Origin of the sequence: Pseudonocardia bannensis (assembly GCF_012911875.1) — a bacterium.
GTDB classification, from domain to species: Bacteria; Actinomycetota; Actinomycetes; order Mycobacteriales; family Pseudonocardiaceae; genus Pseudonocardia; species Pseudonocardia bannensis.
Genome location: NZ_JAAXKZ010000112.1, coordinates 1 through 19,809, shown reverse-complemented (window position 1 = coordinate 19,809; position 19,809 = coordinate 1). Strand labels below are relative to the sequence as shown.

Below are 19,809 nucleotides of genomic sequence, written 5' to 3'. Positions count from 1 at the left end.
CCCCTACCCCCTGTCCGACGGGAGGGTCGACACCTCACCCACCCGGCGTCACCGGCTGTCCGTCGTCCGATGAGGGCGTACCGGCCGAGCACAGCCCGATCGATCAGCGGACCCGGAAGGCCACCTCCTGCACCGGGTTGATGCCGTACCCGAGGCGGTTCCAGACAGGCTGCTCCGGCTGTGTGCGTCCGGCGAGGTCCGTGGCCCGGGCTCGCACCGTGGTCGCCCCCGGGACGTCGACGCGGGTGAGCAGCTCCCACCACTGCCAGCTGTGCCGACGGCGTTCGCCGACCAACCGGGCCGGTTGCCAGGTCCCGAGGCCGACGCTCACCTCGACCCGAGCGATGGGCGACGCGCCCGACCATGCGACGCCGCGGACGGTCAGCTCCCCGGTGGGGATGTCGCTGTCGGCGACGGGCTCGGTGATGAGGGCCCGGACCTGCTGCAGGGCGACCGGTTCACGGGTCGTCCGCCCTTCGCGCGGCCACTCGTAGAAGTACCGGTCGGCCTGGAAGAACCCCGCGAAGTCGGTGTCGATCACCTCGATCTCGGTCAGCCACTTCACCGAGGCCACCGCGTACCACCCGGGCACGACGACGCGCAGGGGGAAGCCGTGGTGCCGCGGCAGCGCCTCGCCGTTCATGGCGTAGGCCAGCAGCGCGTCGGAGTCGCGGGCCTCGTCCAGGGACAGGCTGCGTTCGAACCGGAGGGGCGCCGTCCGCCCGGGCACGTCGCCGCCGTCGGCACCGCGCAGGACGACCGTGCGCGCCCGCCCCGCAGGCCCGGCGCGGTCGAGTACCTCCACGAGCGGCACGCCGGTCCATTCGGCGGTACTGACCGCACCGAGGCGCCACTGCTCGCCCTCGACCGGCGGGTGCAGCAGCGAGCGGCCGTTGCCCGCGCACTCCAGCGTCACGACGAGGGTCTGCGACGGCATGTGGTGCAGATCGTCCAGGTTGAACCGCTGTGGGCGTTCGACGAGGCCGCCGACGTTCAGCCGCCAGGTCGCGGGGTTCAGCAAGGGGATCGGGAAATGGTTGCGGACGTAGAAGCGGGCGTTGGGCACCACGACGCCGCCGATCAGCTCGGGGACCGAGGTCTCGCAGTTCAGAGGGTGGACGCGGTGCACGAGCAACCCGGCCTCCACGGCGTCCTCGCACGCCGTCTCGGGGTCCACGGTCTCCGTGTCGGTCAGCAGGCCCGGCGCGGCGCAGCCGCCACCGGCCACGACCCCGGCGCAGGTCGACGCCGGGTGGATGTCGAGGCTGCCCGCCGCGGCCAACGGCTCCATGAACCGGCGTACGCACGCCTCATCGGCCGATTCGATGATCAGGTACAGGGTGTGCTCCCCCTGCACCACCGCCTTGCCCCTGATCTCCATGCCGTGCCGGCGTGCGTACGGTTGGCTGAGGTGGCTGAGCAGTGCGGCGCCCCGGTACGGATCGGCGGCCGGGCACAGGTCGGCCTTGTGCTCGTGACGGACGATGAAGAGCGCCATCGCGGCCTCCTCCGGCTCCACTCCACTAGATGACCGTGCCCGGGGCCCCGCTGTCGGTGATCACGCCGAGCCCGGCCGCCGCCCACGCCCGCATCCCGCCGGCGACGTTGACCGCGTCGAAACCCGACCCGCGCAGGGAGTCCGTCACCGCCGCCGATCGGCCACCGGACCGGCAGATCACCAGGATCCGCCGGTCCCGTGGCAGCTCGGACCACTGTTCGTGCACCTGGCGCATGGGCAGCGCGGACGCGCCCGGGGCGTGCCCGGCATCCCACTCGACCGGCTCCCGCACGTCGAGCAGCATCGCCCCGCCGTCGAGCTGGGCCTTGGCCGACGATGGCGCGATGTCGGGCGTCGCGCCCGGCTCCCCTGCCGACGCGTCGTGAGAGATCGGCAGTCCGGCACCGGCCCAGGCGCCGTAGCCCCCCAGTACATCGGAGATGTCGGAGAACCCCATGCTGCACAACAGGCTTGCGGCGACCTGGGACCGGTAGCCGCTCGCGCAGTACACGACGACCGGCCCGGCCGGTTTCAGCCCCTCCAGCCAGCCCGCGAAGGCAGCCAGCGGGATCTCCCGCGCGCCCGGCACGGTGCCCGCAGCGGTCTCCCCCGGGTTACGCACGTCGATCAGCTGTAGCCCGGGCTCCAGCCCACGCAGTTCGGCCAGCTGCTCGATCGTCAGCCGCGAGCTGGTTTCGGCCAGGTCCGGCCGGGTGGCGAGCGACGCGGCCAGATCGGCCAGTTGGCCCGCGACCCGGTCGAAACCCACCCGTCCCAGCCGGACCTTCGCCTGCAGACCCAGGTCGGGATCACCCACCAGCACGATGTCCCGGTCCGGCGAGAGCACGTCGCCGGCCCACTCGGCGAAGCGACCCTGCAGTCCGATGTTCACCGCCCCGCGCACGTGCCCGGCGGCGAACTCGGCGGGCTCACGCGGGTCGACGAGCACCGCGCCGGCCGCCTGCAGGGCCAGCACCTCGTCCATGTCGAGCATCGGTGGCGCGACGTCCTCGTCCAGCAGCGGGCGCAACTCCCGGTTGCGCCGGGCGTCGAACGCGAAGTACCGCGGACGTACCGGCTGGCCCTCGGTGACCGCGGCGACGAACTGCTCGGCGCTCATCGGCTGCAGCGCGTAGTTCGTGCGCCGCTGCTCGCCGATGGTCGAGCTCGTCGCGCTGGAGAGCTGCTTGCCGCACGCCGACCCCGCCCCGTGCGCCGGGAACACCCGCGCTGCGTCCGGCAGCCGCAGCACCTTCTCCTGCAGCGAGCGGTGCAGTTGCCGGGCCAGCTCGTCCGCGGAGAAGCCGGCCCCGGCGGACGCCAGCAGGTCCGGCCTGCCCACGTCCCCGACGAACAGGGTGTCCCCGGTCAGCACCCCGTAGGGCACCTCGTCCCCGGGGTGCTCGTAGACGACCACGCAGATCGACTCGGGGGTGTGCCCCGGCGTGGCCAGCACCTCCAGGGTCACCTCGCCCAGCGACAGCCGCTGCCCGTCGCGCAACGGCTCGATCGCGAAGTCGACGGCGGCGGCGTCGCCGTAGGAGATGACCGCGCCGGTGCGTGCGGCCAGCTCCAGATGACCGCTCAGGAAGTCGGCGTGCACGTGCGTCTCGATGATCCGCTCGATGGTCAGGCCACGCTCGACCGCTTCGTCGAGGTACACACCGACATCGCGCCGGGGGTCGACGACGACCGCCCGGCCGGTCGTCTCGTCGCCGACGAGGTAGGACGCGTGGGACAGGCAGGCCAGGTAGTGCTGGGTGAGGATCACGGCGGCACCTCCCTCGGGCATGGTGCTCCCCTCGGCCCCGCTCGGACAGGGGCGACCGGTCCACAGCCGCGCTCGATCGGCACCGGCATCCCCCGCTCCCCGAGCCGAGCGTGCGCCTCGTGCGACCGCCCGCCGTACGGTCACCGCCCGATCGGCGTACCGAATGTCTGCCAGAACAGGGCCAGCGCCGCCGCGCCGGCCGCCTGCATCCGCTCCCGTCGTACGAATCGCCGGACCTCGTCGTCGGTCAGTGGGTGGGCCGCGTCGACGGATCCCTCGCTGTTGCCGGTGACCAGGTCACCGAAGACGTTGTCGAACTCGGACGCGTCGAGGACGACAGCGGTGAGCGCATCCACCGCGAGCGTCAACGGGTCCGCCCCGAGACCCAGCAGCACCGCCTCGGCCTTCCCGCGCTCCAGGATGTCGTCCAACCGCCGGGCGAGGGGCAGGCGGTGGTAGTCGATCGGCGCCGACTCGGTGCCGTAGTCCTCGGATCCGCCCAGGAGCTCCTCCGCGAACTCGCGGATCATGCCGCGCCAGAGTGAGAAGTCGTTCGTCTCGTTCCACGGTTGATCACCGGAAGCCTGGAAGACACCGACCGGGATCACCTGGTACAGGCCACCTGCGTGCCCGACCTTGGCCGGATCGCGCCAGTGCACCAGGAACGTCGCCTCGCCCGTGGCGCGATCGTGACGGACCGTGAGGGTGCTGATCGCGATGTTCGTGGCGCGACGGTGCGGATCGCACGGGTCACCGATCGCGGCGCGCCACCCTCCGACGGCACGGCCGTGCAGATCCGCGGCGGCGTACTCGTGGGCGACGGATTCACCGACGTCGATGCCGTCGAAGTAGCTCCCCCGGCCGAACGCCATGAACGGCGTGTCCGCCGTGAGGTCGGCCTCGAGCAGGCGGTAGGTACCGCGGTCCTGGAACACCGCTGGCGCGGCCAGTTCGGCCATGGCCGCGGAGTACGTGCGATAACGCGTTCCATCGGGCCGCACCGGCAGAACACCGGCGGCGCTGGGGTCGTCTCCCCGGATGCCGGCGAACGGGGTCTCCGGAGCGAACCGGAGCTCGATGTCGGACAGCGGAATCGGGTTCTGCGGGACCCATGCCGGACGCGACAGCAGGGGCGTGCCGGCCACGGTGATGTGGCCCGGGTACTGCGCCGCCGCCTGCACGCCGAGCTCGTAGCGCCGACCCACGAGATGGCGGCGTACCCGCAGCCAGTCGCGCTCGGATTCGGTCAACTCCCGATCGGGCACCGCGGGCTCCTTCACCGTCGGAGGGAGAACGGCCCCGATGCTTCCACGGCGCCGGGGCCGGACGGCGACGTGGCGGTGGCGGTGGATCCGCAGTGCGGCCGGGCGGGCATGATGATCACCCGGCTGGTTGGGCACCTGACCCGAAGGAGCGCGGGATGACCGGTATCGAGGCGTCCGTGCGGACCGCGGCGGCGGCCGACGTGCCGGGTCTGTCCCGGATGCTCGCCAGGGCGTTCCACGACGACCCGGTCATCACCTGGTTGTTCCCGGACGAAGCGGCCCGGCTGCGCCGTGCCCGGCTCACCTTCGCCGTGTTCACCGGACGGCTCCACCTTCCCGGCGGCGGCGTGCAGGTCGCGGCCGGCCCGGACGGAACCCCGGCCGCCGCGGCCCTGTGGGACCCGCCCGGGCAGTGGCGCACGCCGATCAGCCGGATGATCACCACCGTTCCGGCGATCGTGCGGGCGATGGGCCGGCGGACCTGGTTCGGGCTGCGGTACTCGGCCGCGACCGAGAAGGTCCACCCCACACGTCCGCACTGGTACCTGGCGACGCTCGGGACCGAACCGGCGCTGCAGGGCGAGGGACTCGGCAGCCGACTGCTGCGCGCCCGGCTGGCGGACTGCGACCGCAGCGGGGTACCTGCGTACCTGGAGTCCAGCAAGCCCGCCAACATCGGCTACTACGAGCGCTTCGGCTTCACCGTGACCGGCGAGCTGACGCTCCCGAACGGCGGCCCGACGATCTGGCCCATGTGGCGGGAGCCGTAGGCCTGTTCGCGGCCGTCGGCTGCTGCCGGCCCTGCCCGCTGTCCGCGACCATCGGAGCCGTCGCGCTCCGATGCGCCGGTTGATCAAGGTTCGTTGCGCTGACCGGTCACGTCCGCCGGTCACCGCCGTCGGCAGACGGTCTCACCGGCCGCCCCCTGAGGGATCGGCTGTACCCCGACGGCCCGCGGGCGCAACCGATCGTGCACCCGCGGGGTTCGGGTTGGGGGGCGTGCACGTCAGGCAGCCCGACCGGCTGCAGATGAGCCTGCAGATGAGGAGGACGTCGATGAGCGAGTACGGCGCGACCCGGGCCAGGACCGCGACGGCGCAGGTGCCCGCGTTGGCCGACCTGGACTGGCCGGCGTTGGAGGCCCAACTCGACGAGCCGGGCTTCGCGATGACCCCGCCGCTGCTGTCCCCCGGACAGTGCGCCGAGGTGATCGACATGTTCGACGACGACGCACGGTTCCGCAGCACGATCGTCATGGCCCGGCACGCCTTCGGCGAGGGCAGCTACCGCTACTTCGCCGACCCGCTGCCCCCGCTGGTCCAGACCCTGCGGGAGAGGCTCTACCCGCACCTGGCGGCGATCGCGAACCGCTGGGCCGAGCGGCTCGGCGAGCGCCCGTTCCCCGAGACCCTCGAGGGCCTGCTCGACGCCTGTGCGGCGGTCGACCAGCACAGGCCGACCCCGCTGGTGCTGCGGTACGGCTCGGGCGGCTACAACTGCCTGCACCAGGACGTCTACGGCGACCTCACGTTCCCGCTCCAGGTCCTGATCATGCTCAGCCGCCCCGACGAGGACTTCACCGGCGGGGAGAGCGTGTTCGTCGAGCAGCGCCCCCGCCAGCAGTCCCGGCCCATGGTCGCGCGTCCCGGCCTCGGCCAGGCGGTGATCTTCCCGGTCCGCGGTCGGCCCAGGCTCGGCTCCCGCGGCTATCACCGGGTCCAGATGCGCCACGGCGTCAGCGCGGTGCACACCGGCGAGCGCCACGTCCTGGGCATCATCTTCCACAACGCCCGCTGACCCCACGAAAGCCGAGGTGGTGGGATCGCCTGCAACCGATCCCGTTGACGGGGTGTTCTGGTGGGCATGGGCGAGGAGTTCAGGGACGAGTCGGCGGCAGCCGGCCACGTGGATGAGGCCGAGGTCGGTCTCCGCCTTGCCCTGGTCGCCGACCTCGATGCCGGTTTCGCCGAGGTGGTCCGCGCGCACGAGCGGGTGGTCTACTCGGTCGCGCTGCGGCTGAGCATCCGCCCGGCCGACGCCGAGGACCTCGCCGCCGAGGCGTTCCTGCGCGCCTACCGGGCGCTGCGCGACTACGACGGGACGCGGATCCGGGAGCTGCGGCTGCGACCGTGGCTGCTCACGATCCTGCGCAACACCGCCCGCAACGCCGCCCGGGACGCGAGCCGCCGGCCCGGCCCACCCCCGGCTTTCGAGCCGGTGGCGGAGCATTCGGCCGGGCCGAGCGCCGAGCAGCAGGTCGAGCGGGACGACGTCCAGCGCGCGCTGGGCATGGTGCTCGCGCGGCTACCCGAGGTCCAGCGGACTGCCGTGGTGCTCCGCCACGTCGTCGGCCTGCCCACCGGCGAGGTCGCCGACGTTCTGGGCTGCCCGGACGGGACGGCCAAGTCCCACATCTCCCGTGGATTGCAACGATTGCGGGCGCTGCTCGCGGAGCAGGACGACGACGGTCCCGGCCGGTCGTCGATCGGACTCCGTCCGGCGCTCACGGCTGGAAGGACGGTTCGATGATGATCGACGGCGTCGAGCCGATCGTGGCTGCGCTGGGCGGACTCGCCGCCCCGGCACCCGCCGGTCTGACCGGCAAGGTGTTCACCGGATGGCTGGCCGCGCCCAGCCGGCTCGGCGAGGTGTTCGTGGCGTTCACCGGCGACGGCGTGCAGTTCGTCCGCCCCGCCGAGTCCGTGCACGGCGACGCCGACGCGTTCGCCGAGGCCTACCGCGACCGGTTCGGCCGGCCGCTGCGCCCCGCCGACCGCGCGCCCGCGGGGCTGCTGCCCGCGCTGCGTGGCCGCCCCGCGCCGTCGCTGCGGCTGGACCTGCGCCGGCTGCCGGATTTCGAACGCGACGTGCTCGGCGCGACCCGCCGGATCCCCGCCGGCCAGACCCGCCCGTACGGCTGGATCGCCCGCGAGGCCGGGCGGCCCCGCGCCGTCCGGGCGGTGGGCTCGGTGCTGGCCCGCAACCCGGTGCCGCTGCTGGTCCCGTGCCATCGCGTCGTCCGCGCCGACGGCCGCCTCGGCGACTACATGTTCGGTCCCGCTCACAAGGAGGAGCTGCTGCGCGCGGAGAACGTCGACCTGGACCAGGTCGCGGCGTTCGCGCAGCAGGGCGTCCACTATCTGGGCAGCGACACCACCGGGGTGGTGTGCTTCCCGACCTGCCACAACGCACGGCGGATCAGCCCTGCGCACCGGCACGGGTTCCGCACGATCGGGATCGCGGTCGCGGCCGGGTACCGGCCGTGCCGGCACTGCCGGCCTGGGGTCGAGGCGGCGTCGGCATGACCGCGGCGTTCTCCTCGGCCCCGACCCCGAGATCGGTCGCCGACCCGGTGTGAACCCGGGCCCGCGGTGCAACCGGACCTGCCCGGCCGGGGTTCTGCAACCAGGGACGCCGCCGACCCCCCGCCCCGAGGGGCGCCGGGTGGGCGGCCCGGGCACCGAAGCCGGCAGATGCATGGCACGTGGAGTGAAGGAGCAGCACCCATGACCGCGACAGCGACGATCACCCACCCGACACCGGCCGGCCTGCTCACGCTGGCGGCCTCCGCTTCCGGCCTGACCCGCTGCACGTTCCGGCCCGCGCCGGTGTCGGTGGACGGGGCCGGCGAGGCGTCGCCGGCCGCGCGGCGATGGCTGGATCTGGCCCGCCGCGAGCTCGACGGCTACTTCACCGGCCGGCTGCGCGAGTTCACCGTGCCGGTGGATCTGCGCCGCGTCGGCACCCGGCACCGTCGCGTGCTCGACGGCCTCGCGCACGTCGGTTACGGCGAGACCACCACCTACGGGAGGCTGGCCGCGGCGGTCGGGCTCACCGACGACGGGCCCCGCCAGGTCGGCGGGGCGATGGCCCGCAACCCCGTCCTGATCATCGTCCCGTGCCACCGCGTCCTCGGGGCCGGAGGCAGGCTCGTCGGCTACGCGGGCGGCCTGACCGTGAAGCGGCGGCTGCTCGACCTCGAAGGACGCGACCAGGCACCCCAGCTCGACCTGGGCCTCGCGCACGGCGTGAGCGAGTACGCCCAGTAGGTGAACTCGTTCCGGTCCAGGGTCGAGGCGACGAACTGCACCTGCGCCGTTACCGGCAGCGAACGGGCGCGGCGCGTCGTCGATCATCACGGCACCATCGACCGGAACGATGCCGAGAAGGTATCCCGTTCGGCTCATTCGTAACGCCCTCACGTTCGGCGCCGAGTACGAGCCTTCAGGGAATCGACAGGTTGTCCGATAGACGTCGAAAGGGCGACCCGATCGATTGCCCGCACTGCCGCCACGTCGCCCCGCGCCGGTCGCTGCGACCCCGCGGGTGGCGGCAGGGCGAGCGCCTGCACCACGTGTTCGAGGAGCAGGTCGACTGGATGCGCTCCTACGAGCGGGGCGACCACCTGGCGGTGGATGCCGGTGAGGTGACGTTGACCTTCCGGGAATGAGCGGCCCGCCCGCGACGGGAAGACATCACCCTTCGCTCTGCACCGCGCCGTAAATGGCGGTGAGGTTGTAGAAGTCGACCGCGTCGGGAACCGGATCGGTCCTGTCGTCCGTCTCCGCGTTCATCACCGAATCCCGGTCGTTGCGATGCACCAGTCCTAGAGCGTGTCCCATCTCGTGGACGACGACGGCCAGCGCACCGTTGTCGCTCGCGTCGTCGAGCAACCCGGTGTAGAGCGTGATGGCATTGCCGACCCGGATCCCGTCCCGTTGAACGCCCTCGGATTCGCCGTCGGTTCCCCGACTGCGCGCCCCGGTGACCGCGACGGTCGAGCAGGCGGCACCGGCCGGACAACGGTCGATCGCGATCGCCTCGACACAAGGGCTCTGCGACCAGATGCCCGCCGCCGTCTCGACGAAGCCCGCGTACCGCGGCGGCAACGCGCCGGTCTCGAAGTAGACCGTGATCCCCTGCCCGGCCGTGTGGGACCACGGATACTCCGGGGTGTCCTCCTGATCGACGTCCCGCTGGGACGCTCCCGGTGCCGCCACGCACCCGCCGCCGGCCGGGTCCGCCCAGGGAGCGGACGGGATGGGGCCGCTCGACGTGGGCACGAAGAGAACGCTCACCGCCACCGCGACCCCTACCAGAACAGCCACGGCAAGGCCGATTGCGGCGATGCGCCGCGCCCGGCGGGGGCGCATTCCCTCCCCTGGACGACCCTGCACAGACACCTCCGCCGGCGATCTCGTTCCCCACAGCATGCCAATGCGAAATGCGTGCCCGGGATCAAAAGATCAAGATCTTCAGGACGTCCTCAGTTAATCTTGACCTGCCCGCGAGACCCGGTACAAGCGGCCTCCCCGGAGGCTGTGCGCGGGCGACGGGTCCCGGGGAGGAGTGGCTGGAGTCGCTCGACACCGGGCGCGTCGGAGGCTGGGACCCGAGGAGATCGCCACCGAGGCGGCGATCCCGGCGCCGGCGGCGGCTTCCCGCCGGCCGTGCGGATGTCCGCGATCTTTACGCACCGAAACCTTGACCCAGTGTCCCAACGTATACAACGATATCCACCGATCGGGGAGTATCCGACAGCATCTGCGCTCGGGGCGATCGAGAGAGGTGACCAGATGCGCTACTGAGCAGTGAAGGGGTGCGTCCGCGCTCCCGTCGACCCTGCACGGAGAAGGACTCGTCCACCGAGGGGCCGCCCGTCGTCCCCACATTTGCGCATGAGAGACGGTGCCGCCCTACCGGCGCCGACTTCGCGTACCCCCACCACCTCTCACTGCTCTCCCGCGCTCAGTGGCTCCGACCGTGCCCGTGACCGGCCCGGAAATTCCCGGCCCCTTTCCGCGACATCGTCGCATACAGCGGTATACAACTGAGCCGTCCCTCGACGTTCGAGGGGCGGCTCCTACCCGAGGAAGGCCGTCCCGACATGTCTTCGAAGTCTGCGATCCCGCTGATCGACATCAGCCCATTCCGGGCAGGTACCGGGGAAGGCAAGGCACAGGTGGTCTCGGCCGTCAGGGCCGCGTGCGAGGAGATCGGCTTCTTCCTCGTCTCCGGTCACGGGGTCCCCGAGGAGCTCATCAACCGCAACTACCGACTGGCGAAGGAATTCTTCGACCTCCCCCTGGAGAAGAAGAACGAGGTCAAGAAGCCCGGCCCGCAGGTGAGCCGGGGCTACAGCCTGCTCGGCGGGCAGAACCTCGCGATCACGGTCGGCAACGACGCCCCGTCCGACCTCCACGAGACGTTCACCGTGGGGCGGCCGGAGGTCGAGCCGACGCCGTACTACACCGAGGGATTCGGGCCCGTCCACTTCGCACCGAACCTCTGGCCGTCGGAGCCCGCCGGCTTCAAGGAGGCCGTCGTCGAGTACTACGGCGCGATGATGGGGCTGACGAAGGTCCTCATGCACATCTTCGCGTGCGCGCTGGACCTCGAGGAGACCTACTTCGACGACCTGACCGACCGGGGCTTCTCGAACCTCCAGTACAACAACTACCCCGAACCGGACCGTCCGCCGCTGCCCGGCCAGCTGCGGGCCGCCGAGCACACCGACTACGGCAGTGTCACGATCTTGAAGGTCGAGGACGCTCCCGGCGGTCTGCAGGTCAAGGACCGCGCCGGCCAATGGCACGACGTCGGGTTCGTGCCGGACGCGTTCGTCGTCAACCTGGGCGACGCCATGGCCCGGTGGACCAACGACAGGTGGAAGTCGACGCTGCACCGGGTCGTGAACCCCCCGCAGGACGCGACCCTGGGCAGCCGGCGGCTGTCGATCCCGTTCTTCGGGCAGCCCAACTACGACGCCATGATCGAGTGCATCCCGACCTGCCAGTCGCCGGATGCTCCGGCCAAGCACGAGCCCGTCACCGCGGGCGCCCACTGGCGCCACAAGGCCGTGCTGTCGCGGACGGCGGTGAAGTAGCCGTGGTTCCTCCCGACCCGTTCCCCGCGCCGGCGGTCGACACCTCGGAACTCGATCGCCCGCAGGCATTGGACACCCACTTCCCCCAGGAGCCGACATGCGTTTCCGCACCAGAGCCGGCCTGACCGCCGCGGCGGCGGCGATCACCCTGGTCGTCGCCGCCTGCGGTGGGGCCGAACCCGCCGACCGGGGTGGGGCGGCGAGCGCTCCGGGTGAGCTGACGACGCTGCGTATCGGCCTCGTGCCGATCGTGCACGTCGCCGCGCTGATGCTCGGGCAGGAGAAGGGCTTCTTCGAACAGGAGGGCATCCGGCTCGAGGTCCAGTACGCGTCCAGCTCCGCCACGATCGTCCCCTCGATCATGAGCGAGGACCTCGAGCTGGGGTACGGCAACATCACCTCGACGATCCTGGCCCGGGCCGCCGGCCTGCCGATCGTGTCGGTCGCCAGTGCCGACACATCGTCACTGGACCCCGAGGTGGACACCAACGCCGTGATCGTGAGGACCGACAGCCCGTACCGCACGGCGGCGGACCTCGAGGGCAGGACGGTCGCCGTCAACGCGCTGCAGGCGTCCAACTACGTCACCGTCCGCGCGTCGGCAGACCAGCTGGGCGCGGAGTCCTCGCGATACAAGTTCGTCGAGGTGCCCTTCCCCGACATGCTGTCCGCGCTGGCCACCGGCCGCGTCGACGCGGCGACGGTGTCCGAGCCGTTCGTGACCCAGGCCCAGCGGTCCGGTGACTACCGGGTCCTCTACTACAACCACAACATCGCCGGAACGCGGCCCGGCAACCTCACGGACACCTACTTCACCAGCGAGGCCGTCCTGGCGAAGTCCGGGAACGCCATCGAGGCGTTCCGCCGCGCCATCACGAAGGCCAACGGCTACGCGAGCGCCAACCCCGACGAGGCTCGCGCGCAGCTCCTCCAGTACACGCAGATCGCGCCCGACACCGTCCCCGAGGTCGTTCTGCCGAACTGGTCCACCGAACCGGTGCCCCGCGAGGACATCGAGTTCATGCTCCGGAAGATGCAGGACTACGGCCTCTTCCGGGGAGACGTACCGGCCTACTCCGACGTCGTCCGGGAGTAGCCGGCGACGGGTGGGGACGCCGCGCTCCGCGCCCGTCCCCACCCGTGCCGGAATCCCCGGCGGGCTCGCCGAGGGCGGCCGGGAGGTGTCAGGACACGATCCGGACGGTCAACGGGTAGCGATAGTCGCGCCCGGACGACGCCCGGATCGTCGCCACAACCACGCAGACCAGATAGAACAGGCCGTACAACGGCAGCAGCACGAGACCGATCCCGACGAGGATCAGCAGGCCGAACACCACGCTGTACACCAGCGCGTTGATCTGGAAGTTCAGCGACTCGACGGCATGGCGGCGGATGAAGGACGACTCACCGCCCTTCACCAGCAGCACGATGAGCGGCGCGACCAGGCCGAGGGCGAACCACGCCGTGACCAGGCTGCCGAGGTGGGCGGCCATTGCCCAGTTGCGCTCCTCCGGTGTCGTGGCGTTGCCGGGGACACCGTGCGGCGACTGCCAGGAACCGCCGCCGGGCGGTGGAGGATAGGAGCTCACCGCACCATTGAAGCGCAACCGGGTGCCGTCGTGACGTCCCCCGGGGAGCCGAACCGTCAGAGCTCGACCCTGCGGCTGGCGATCGCCTCGGCGATCGCGGCCAGCTTCACGTTCAGATACTGGGACGCGGTTCGAAGGACGTCGAAGGCCTGGGCCGCGGTGATGCCGCGCTGGGCCATCAGCATGCCCTTGGCCTGGCCGATGACGTCACGGCTGAGCAGGGCTTCCTCCAGCTGTGCCGCACGCAGGTCCGCTGCCTCCACCGAGCGGGCCGCGGCGAGGGCGGCGCCGGCGTGCGCGGCCAGCAACAGGCCCGTGTCGCGGTCGACATCGAGGAGGGCCCGAGGCTCCCGCGCGTAGAAGTTGAGAGCACCGAGCCGAGGGGTCGGCGCTGCGGGCATCAGCCCGAAGCAGAGCACACTGCGGACACCGAGTTCGGCCGCGGCCGGACCGAACTTCGGCCACTGATCCGACTCGGCGAGGTCGGGGTCGGCGCTGATCCCGGAGCCTCCCCGGCGCGTCGCGTCGACACACGGCCCCTCCTGAAGCTCGTACTGGGCCTGGTCGAGCTGCAAGGCGAGCTCATCCGTGGTGACCGGGGTCTCGAACTCGGTCTCGTTCTTGCGCATGGTGATGCTGACGAAATCGGCTTCGGGCGCCAACGCAGCGGCAGCGTGGATGATCGTGTCGAGCACATCGGCGGCCGTCCCCGCGGAGAACAGCTGCGCGGCCAGCGTCGCGAACTGGGCCGCGAGAGGACCGAAGTCACCTCGGCGACGCTTGAACTCGGTGTCGCCGGGACCCGCTGCGCGGCTGCCGGCCGACCGGACGAACTCCGCCTTGTCGCGCTGCCACGCCTGCTCACCGCGCATGGGCCCCTCCTGACCGTGACTCGAACACAACCGAGAGCCGACGGCCGCGGCTGCCGGGGCAGGAGCGCTGCGAGCAGAACACTCCGGCTGACCCCGACCACCTCGTGGTGACCTATGGACGAAAGCCTCGGCGGCGATTCGACCACTGCCGGGGCGGCATCCACAACCCGATGTGATTCAGCCCTGCGGTGGTGCGCTCGCTCGGCGCCGGAGCACGGCCCCGGCTCGGGATCACCGACACGGCAGCACCCGCTTCGGCATACCGAGGCGGGTGCTGCCTCGGTCGAATCCGGGGGAGATCGACCGAACGCGGAGATCGGAGGGGACGCCACTCCGCGCAAGAGTTCGCTCGCTCCTCGGGCCGAGATCGTCACTCGTCACGCCATGCCCGATGGTGCTAGCACCACCGCGCGCGGCGCTCGCATGCGGCCCGCGTCCTCCGTCCTCGCACGTCCTGTCGGCCGAGGAGACCCTGGCCCGTCCCCGATGCTCGAGGTGGTGCGCCGCTGCGGGCCGGATCAGCAGCTGGTGCTGTCCTCCGCCGCCGAAGCCGCCGCTGCTCCCGCCGCGGTCGCTGCTCCCGATCCAGGAGGCCGAACCACCGCCGTCGTACGGACCGACGATGGCCGCCCTGCCACGGCCGGCCCCGCCGCGAACCCGGCGACGGAAATCGGTCGCGGCGGCGGCACCCGGCCCGGCACGCTCACCACGGTGAAGGTGACGTTCTTTCCCCGCGAGACCGGTGGATCGGTCGCGGTGATCGACCGCGACGACGGAGTGCGACTGCGGCTGTGGTCCTACGACCGGAAGTCCACCGTGCCGCATGATCTCGCCCATCTCGTCACCGAGCGGGCGTTCGGCCTGCGGCACGGACTGTGGGGCAGCATCGCCGACGGGGCGATGTTCGACAGCATGGACGTGGTGTCCGGACGGCTGCGCCACGACAGTCATCGGCGCTCGGCGTCGCTGCGGAAGGCCAATCGGCGCGAACTCGGGCTCTCCGAGCTCCTCACCGGCGTGGTGCACCAGGGACTGCGCCAGAACGAGGCCACGCTCGCTCGCGCGCTCAACCAGACCTGGGGTGCCCTCCGGGAGGGCCCGTGCCCGTACACCTCTACCCAGGCCCACGCCGCGGTGGCCGAGCTGGCCGCCCTCGCCGATCGGTGGACGGCCACCTCCCCGGTTCAAGGACTGACGCTGAGCTGGACCCACCGCCGGCGAGCCGGGCCGGACCGCCATCGGGTCCGGCCCCCGTAGGTGGGCTCGTCAGTCGCCGAGGATCGTCAGGTCGAGCCGGCGAAGGCGCTCGGGGTCGCCGACCAGGTCGATCCGGACGATCTCCCGCCCCTGATCGTGAAGCCGAACACGACACGCGGCCGTCCGCCGGTGGCACCTGCGAGCGCCGGAGGGTCGAGTGGCCGGCAGCTCCGCCGAATCCGGACGATCGGCACGAGCCAGATCACCTCAATCTTGACGGCCGTCTTCGGTCCGGGCGGAGAGGTCGTCGCGGCGATCGAGTTGGCGGTGGGCGACCTCGGCAAGGAGCAGCAACCGGTGATGGCGGCATCGTCCATCGCCGCGCGCAGCCTGTCTAGGGAGTTGGCCGGGGAGGCGCGACCGGGCCCGAGATCGCAGCCCCGCTGTGCGCACCCGCTGACCGCGTCGCAGCCTGACGTGCGCGTCGCCGGGGGGGTGAAGCGCTCCGCCACGGGGGAGGATTCTCGTTCACGGGCCTGCGGCCCGCTGCCGGGCGGGATTCAGTCCGCTGGCCACGCCGACGAGCAGCAGCAGCAGCGCCACCTCGGGGTCGAGCTCGCTCAGATCGCATTCGACTCCCGGGGCGGCATCGCGGAGCTGGTCGAGCACGTCGGCCGTCCACTGTTCGTAGTCGCACCCGACTCGACCGGCACGGATGGCGTCGACCAGCCGGTCGTCGGCGAGGATCTGCAGGAGAAGCTCCTCGCTGCGGGGTCGGGCACATCGTCCCCCGCCCGGTGTCGGAGCACCGGCCGGGTCTCCGCTGGGGCGGCCGGGCGATTCTGCTGATGTAGGCACAGTTGATCATCGTTGTGTCCCCGCCGGGCGTTGCCCGGCGTTGGAGTGGTGCCTTCCCATGATCGAGTGGCCTTGGATCACGCATGGTGATCGTGAGCTTCGTGGTGCCTGTCGTGCGCCTGGTCGAGGCCGAGCTACGGCGCCACGTCGCCCCCGGTGCCAGGGGTGTGGTCAGTCCCGAGCTGCTTCCACGATCCGCTGTGCCAGGACGACCGCGGACAGGTACGGCTCCCGATCGATGGGCCCGCCCGCCTCGATGATCTGCTCGGCGCTCTCGGCAAGGGCGTCCAGGAGGGAGGCGAGTGGCTCCGCGACGGCCGGGGTGACGACGGTGATCCAGTGGGCGTTGGCGCGCACGCGCGGCTGGATGGACTCCACCGGGTCCCCGAACCGGTCCAACGGATCCTTCAGGCCGGGCAGCACGGCCTCTCCCGTGTGCTCTGGCGGCCTGACGGCCGGGAACACGGGTGCCGGCAGGTGCTCCAGCCTCGTGCGGTGTCGCTCCAACGCGCCGCCGGCGACATCCGGGTCACCCCACCGCCACGGTCCCGGCGTCGCATCGCGGGCGATCCGCCGCAGTACCTCGGCTGCCTGGCGCAACCAGTCCGCGGCGTTCCACGCGTCCCGAGGTGTGGTGTTGCGATCGATCATCTGTGCCTCTTGTTGCGTCCGCAGACGTGGCGGAGAGACAGCCACGTCGTGGCCTTCGCTGAACAAACCCATGCGTCTCAGCCCGATTCTCCGCGCACTCGTACCCGCCCGGTCGGCGCCGTCGCCACCGATCGCCGACCGGCGCTGCCTGGCTTCCGCGGCGCTGTCACCTACCGCGACGGCCGCGTCGACACGGCGACGGCGCGCTGCGAGCACGCCCTCGGAGGATCGGGCCCGACGACGATCCGGTCAGCACAGCGGTGGCGGACCGGCCGACCAGTGCGCCGGACCCGGCCCCACGAGCGTGACCAACCGTCCGGCCGCGAGCAGCCGGGTCAGCACCGCGACCTCGGCCCGCGCCACGTCCAGATCGTCGGTCCCGAGCTCCAGCCGGGCCGCCGTGCGAGGTCTGCAGCCGGGCCGCCGCCGGTCCGAGGTGCGCGCGCAGCCGGGAGATGTGGGTGTGCAGTGCTTGGCGCCCCGACTCCGGTACCTCCGACTGCCACAGCGCGTCCACAAGGTGATCGACCGTCACCGTCCGGCCCTCGGCCGGCGCCGGCAACGCGAGCACCGCACGCCGCTTCGGTCCGGGCACGTCGACCGCCACACCGTCGACGACCAGCCGAACCGGCGGCGTGTGGCCAACCGCCATCGGTCCACCCCCGGCCGACAGCATGCCCGCCGCGGCGACGCGACGGGAGCCCCCTGTCAGCGCGGAGAATGCGCGTGCCAGAGCCGCGACAGGCCGCGCCCCGAGCCTTGCGTCGTGACCGGCACCAGCCGGCCGGACGGCGAAGGAGACCTCGGATGGATCAGGACAAGGTGACGCAGTTCCTCGGACGGGTCGTCACCGATCTCGGCGCGACCGGGGCCGCTACGCGGCCAGGCCGCCGGCGGGTACGTCCACCACGACCCGGCGACCGGCGAGTTCTCCCTACCGAGGAGCAGGCGGTCCGCCTGGCCGACCCGAACGGGCCGAACGCATCGGCCGCGTTCCTCATCGCGCTCGGCTGCCTGCGCGCCGAACCGCGGATCACCGAGGCGTTCCGCACCGGTGCGGCAGGCGCCGGCCCCGGACGGCACCTGGTTGCTGGCCGAGCCGTACGCCGCGGGCACGCGGGAGACCACCGCACCGGCAACTGCCCGCCTTCGAGTCACGTAGGCGATCCTGGCCCGGGAAGAGGACTGCCTCCGGAGACCTTCACGCGCGACACCGAGCGACTCGAGGAGACATGGACCGCGAAAAGATCACTCTCACCGGCGCCCAGGAGACCATGCTCGCCACGCTGTACGGCAAGGCGCTGGACAGCCGTTCTCCCCACTCGATCCTGCGCGACCACGAAGCCGACAAGGCGGTGCAGCGCATCGACTACGACTTCCGCAAGACGGGTGTGAAGGGCACGACCGCGGCCGGCGTCGCGCTCCGCGCCAGACAGCTCGACGACTGGACCGCCGAGTTCCTGGCCGGCCACTCCGAGGCCACCGTGCTGCACCTCGCGTGCGGCCTGGACACCCGGGCCCACCGGCTGCATCCGCCGTCCTCGGTCCGCTGGCTGGATGTCGACTACCCCGAGGTCCTCGAACTGCGCGAGCGGCTGCTGCCGGCACCCACGGGGGACTACCGGATGATCGGCGCCTCGGTCACCGGCGACGCGTGGCTCGACGCGGTGCCCGACGACCGCCCGACCGTGGCCGTCTTCGAGGGCCTGTCGATGTACCTGCGCAAGGAGGACGGCAAGCGGCTCATCCAGCGGATCACCGCTCGGTTCCCCAGTGGCCAGTTGCTCTTCGACTGCTACGGCACGCTGGGCATCCGGCTGCAGAAGCTGGTGCCCGCGGTGCGCAACGCCGGCGCGAGCCTGCACTGGGGCATCGACGACCCGCGCGAGATCGAGGGCTGGCACGACGGGCTGGAGTGCCTCGACGCGCTGCGCAGCGTCGACATGCCGGGCCTGGACGAGCTGCCCGTCTCAGGCCGGGTGGGCATGTGGGTGCTGGCGCGCATACCCGGCTTCCGGGACATCGGCCGGATCCTGCGCTACCGGTTCTAGCGTTCCCCGCCCGCATCCCGGGCACGATGACGTCGGCCGGCCGTCGCGGCGTGTGCGCGGGCTCCGGGGAACCGCTCACCAGCGCCGCCCGGCGGCGCTGTTCTCCGGGGAGTGGTCGTCGTCTTTCTCGTGTCGAGCCGTGAGAAGGACACCCGAACACCCCTGGAGGCGGCAAGATGGCCGCGTCGCCAACCTCCAGGAGGAGACATGCCTGAGGGCACCGTGAAGTGGTTCAACGGCGAGAAGGGATTCGGCTTCATCACCCCCGACGACGGAGGTAAGGACGTCTTCGTCCATTTCTCCGCGATCCAGGGCAGCGGCTACAGGTCGCTGGACGAAGGTCAGCGCGTGTCCTTCGAGACCAGCCAGGGCCAGAAGGGACCACAGGCCGACAACGTCCAAGTCATCTGACCACGACACCCGGCCCGGCCGGACTCCCATCGGGGCCTCAGCGAGGTCCGGCGGTCGCCGACGGGTCGTCCGAGCTCACAGTTTCAGCCACGGCCGAACGCTGCCACGTATCAGCTCCGAGCGGGTGAGCGCCGCGTCCGGTCGGCGATGATCGCGTCGACCAGCCCGTAGCCACGCGCCTCCTCGGCGGTGAGGACGCGGCCTGCGCGCATGTCCGCGGCCACGGTGTCGGCCGGGCGCCGGCATGCCCCGGCGATGCGCTCCTGCAGCATCCGCAGCAGGCGCTCGTGATGCTCGGCGTGGGCGGTGATGTCGCGTGGGTGGCCGCAGTGCCGGGTGCGCGGCTCACGCAGGTGCAGGATCGCGTGCGGAGCCGCGATGCGGCGGTCTGCGACGGCCAGGATCGCGACCGCCGCTCCGGTGAGCTTGCCCAGGCACGTCGCATGGACCGGCACGCCCATGAGGTCGAGGGTGTCGAGGACGGTAACGGCGACGTCGAGGTCGGCGTCGACATCGCAGAGCCGGAGCTGAACCGGGTCGTCGGCGGAGGCGTCGAGCAGGGCGAGCGACGCCGTCGCCCGGTTGGCGGCGTCCGGGTCCAGCCGGCCCGCCAGCGTCACCATTCGCCGGTCGAGCAGGCGCTCGGCCAGCCAGTCCTGGCCCGTCTCGACGGCGGTCCATTGCGATGGTGCCGACAGCGGCGCCGCCGGGCGGGGCTCGGGCTGCCACGGGGTGCGCCGCGGCTCGCGCGGCGTCGGCG

General features: G+C 71.8%; 19 protein-coding genes and 1 pseudogene. 10 read left to right on the top strand and 10 right to left on the bottom strand.

Annotated elements, in window-relative coordinates:
- Positions 1-103: 103 nt before the first annotated feature.
- From HF519_RS23420 to HF519_RS23410, 3 genes are all read right to left on the bottom strand, one after another.
- A complete protein-coding gene (locus HF519_RS23420) occupies positions 104-1,498 on the bottom strand; it encodes a sulfite oxidase (protein ID WP_169415153.1) in 1,395 nt (464 codons plus the stop codon).
- A gap of 25 nt (positions 1,499-1,523) precedes the next feature.
- Complete coding sequence (locus HF519_RS23415) at positions 1,524-3,290, bottom strand: MBL fold metallo-hydrolase (protein ID WP_312860306.1); 1,767 nt, start codon at positions 3,288-3,290, stop codon at positions 1,524-1,526.
- Between the two features lie 119 nt (positions 3,291-3,409).
- Positions 3,410-4,534, bottom strand: a complete 1,125-nt coding sequence (locus HF519_RS23410; protein ID WP_169415152.1) for a transcriptional regulator — start codon at positions 4,532-4,534, stop codon at positions 3,410-3,412.
- Between the two features lie 155 nt (positions 4,535-4,689).
- Here HF519_RS23410 and HF519_RS23405 point away from each other — a divergent pair, with 155 nt between their 5' ends.
- The 5 genes from HF519_RS23405 (at position 4,690) to HF519_RS23385 (ending at position 8,583) form a co-directional block, all read left to right on the top strand.
- Positions 4,690-5,304, top strand: coding sequence for a GNAT family N-acetyltransferase (locus tag HF519_RS23405; RefSeq protein WP_169415151.1), 615 nt, complete (start codon positions 4,690-4,692; stop codon positions 5,302-5,304).
- A gap of 286 nt (positions 5,305-5,590) precedes the next feature.
- Positions 5,591-6,331 (top strand): 2OG-Fe(II) oxygenase, encoded by a 741-nt coding sequence (locus HF519_RS23400; protein WP_169415150.1) that lies wholly within the window; start codon positions 5,591-5,593, stop codon positions 6,329-6,331.
- Between the two features lie 66 nt (positions 6,332-6,397).
- Complete coding sequence (locus HF519_RS23395) at positions 6,398-7,063, top strand: RNA polymerase sigma factor (RefSeq protein ID WP_169415149.1); 666 nt, start codon at positions 6,398-6,400, stop codon at positions 7,061-7,063.
- On the top strand, positions 7,060-7,839 hold the full coding sequence (locus HF519_RS23390) for a methylated-DNA--[protein]-cysteine S-methyltransferase (RefSeq protein WP_169415148.1): 780 nt from the start codon (positions 7,060-7,062) through the stop codon (positions 7,837-7,839). Before HF519_RS23395 ends, HF519_RS23390 begins: the two co-directional genes overlap by 4 nt.
- A gap of 201 nt (positions 7,840-8,040) precedes the next feature.
- Entirely contained in the window at positions 8,041-8,583 is a 543-nt protein-coding gene (locus HF519_RS23385; protein WP_169415147.1) for a methylated-DNA--[protein]-cysteine S-methyltransferase, read from the top strand.
- Between the two features lie 426 nt (positions 8,584-9,009).
- On the opposite strand, the gene HF519_RS23380 is transcribed toward HF519_RS23385, so the two are convergent.
- Positions 9,010-9,642: a matrixin family metalloprotease gene (locus HF519_RS23380; RefSeq protein ID WP_169415146.1), complete on the bottom strand. Its 633-nt coding sequence runs from the start codon at positions 9,640-9,642 to the stop codon at positions 9,010-9,012.
- Between the two features lie 779 nt (positions 9,643-10,421).
- Here HF519_RS23380 and HF519_RS23375 point away from each other — a divergent pair.
- Both HF519_RS23375 and HF519_RS23370 read left to right on the top strand, forming a co-directional pair.
- Positions 10,422-11,420: an isopenicillin N synthase family dioxygenase gene (locus tag HF519_RS23375; RefSeq protein WP_169415145.1), complete on the top strand. Its 999-nt coding sequence runs from the start codon at positions 10,422-10,424 to the stop codon at positions 11,418-11,420.
- 97 nt (positions 11,421-11,517) lie between these two features.
- On the top strand, positions 11,518-12,516 hold the full coding sequence (locus HF519_RS23370) for an ABC transporter substrate-binding protein (protein ID WP_169415144.1): 999 nt from the start codon (positions 11,518-11,520) through the stop codon (positions 12,514-12,516).
- 88 nt (positions 12,517-12,604) lie between these two features.
- Here HF519_RS23370 and HF519_RS23365 read toward each other — a convergent pair whose 3' ends face one another.
- A complete protein-coding gene (locus HF519_RS23365) occupies positions 12,605-13,009 on the bottom strand; it encodes a DUF4870 domain-containing protein (protein WP_312860305.1) in 405 nt (134 codons plus the stop codon).
- Positions 13,010-13,065: 56 nt separating this feature from the next.
- Positions 13,066-13,881 carry an ANTAR domain-containing protein gene (locus HF519_RS23360; protein WP_169415143.1) on the bottom strand — a complete coding sequence of 272 codons (816 nt, stop codon included), beginning with the start codon at positions 13,879-13,881 and terminating at the stop codon, positions 13,066-13,068.
- A 711-nt stretch (positions 13,882-14,592) separates the two neighbouring features.
- On the opposite strand from HF519_RS23360, the gene HF519_RS23355 reads away from it, so the two are divergent.
- Positions 14,593-15,138, top strand: coding sequence for a hypothetical protein (locus HF519_RS23355; protein ID WP_169415142.1), 546 nt, complete (start codon positions 14,593-14,595; stop codon positions 15,136-15,138).
- A 468-nt stretch (positions 15,139-15,606) separates the two neighbouring features.
- On the opposite strand, the gene HF519_RS23350 is transcribed toward HF519_RS23355, so the two are convergent.
- The 3 genes and pseudogenes from HF519_RS23350 to HF519_RS33360 all read right to left on the bottom strand — a co-directional run.
- Positions 15,607-15,936: a hypothetical protein gene (locus tag HF519_RS23350; protein ID WP_169415141.1), complete on the bottom strand. Its 330-nt coding sequence runs from the start codon at positions 15,934-15,936 to the stop codon at positions 15,607-15,609.
- Positions 15,937-16,107: 171 nt separating this feature from the next.
- Complete coding sequence (locus HF519_RS23345; RefSeq protein ID WP_169415140.1) at positions 16,108-16,587, bottom strand: hypothetical protein; 480 nt, start codon at positions 16,585-16,587, stop codon at positions 16,108-16,110.
- Positions 16,588-16,996: 409 nt separating this feature from the next.
- A pseudogene (locus HF519_RS33360) lies at positions 16,997-17,239 on the bottom strand (AfsR/SARP family transcriptional regulator); the annotation flags it as partial.
- Positions 17,240-17,819: 580 nt separating this feature from the next.
- Here HF519_RS33360 and HF519_RS23330 point away from each other — a divergent pair.
- Together HF519_RS23330 and cspE are read left to right on the top strand one after the other, a co-directional pair.
- A complete protein-coding gene (locus HF519_RS23330; RefSeq protein WP_169415139.1) occupies positions 17,820-18,638 on the top strand; it encodes a class I SAM-dependent methyltransferase in 819 nt (272 codons plus the stop codon).
- 207 nt (positions 18,639-18,845) lie between these two features.
- Positions 18,846-19,049 carry a transcription antiterminator/RNA stability regulator CspE gene (gene cspE, locus HF519_RS23325; RefSeq protein WP_169415138.1) on the top strand — a complete coding sequence of 68 codons (204 nt, stop codon included), beginning with the start codon at positions 18,846-18,848 and terminating at the stop codon, positions 19,047-19,049.
- 110 nt (positions 19,050-19,159) lie between these two features.
- Here cspE and HF519_RS23320 read toward each other — a convergent pair.
- Positions 19,160-19,809: ATP-dependent Clp protease proteolytic subunit (locus HF519_RS23320; RefSeq protein ID WP_211170469.1), on the bottom strand; the 650-nt coding region annotated here is incomplete at its 5' end.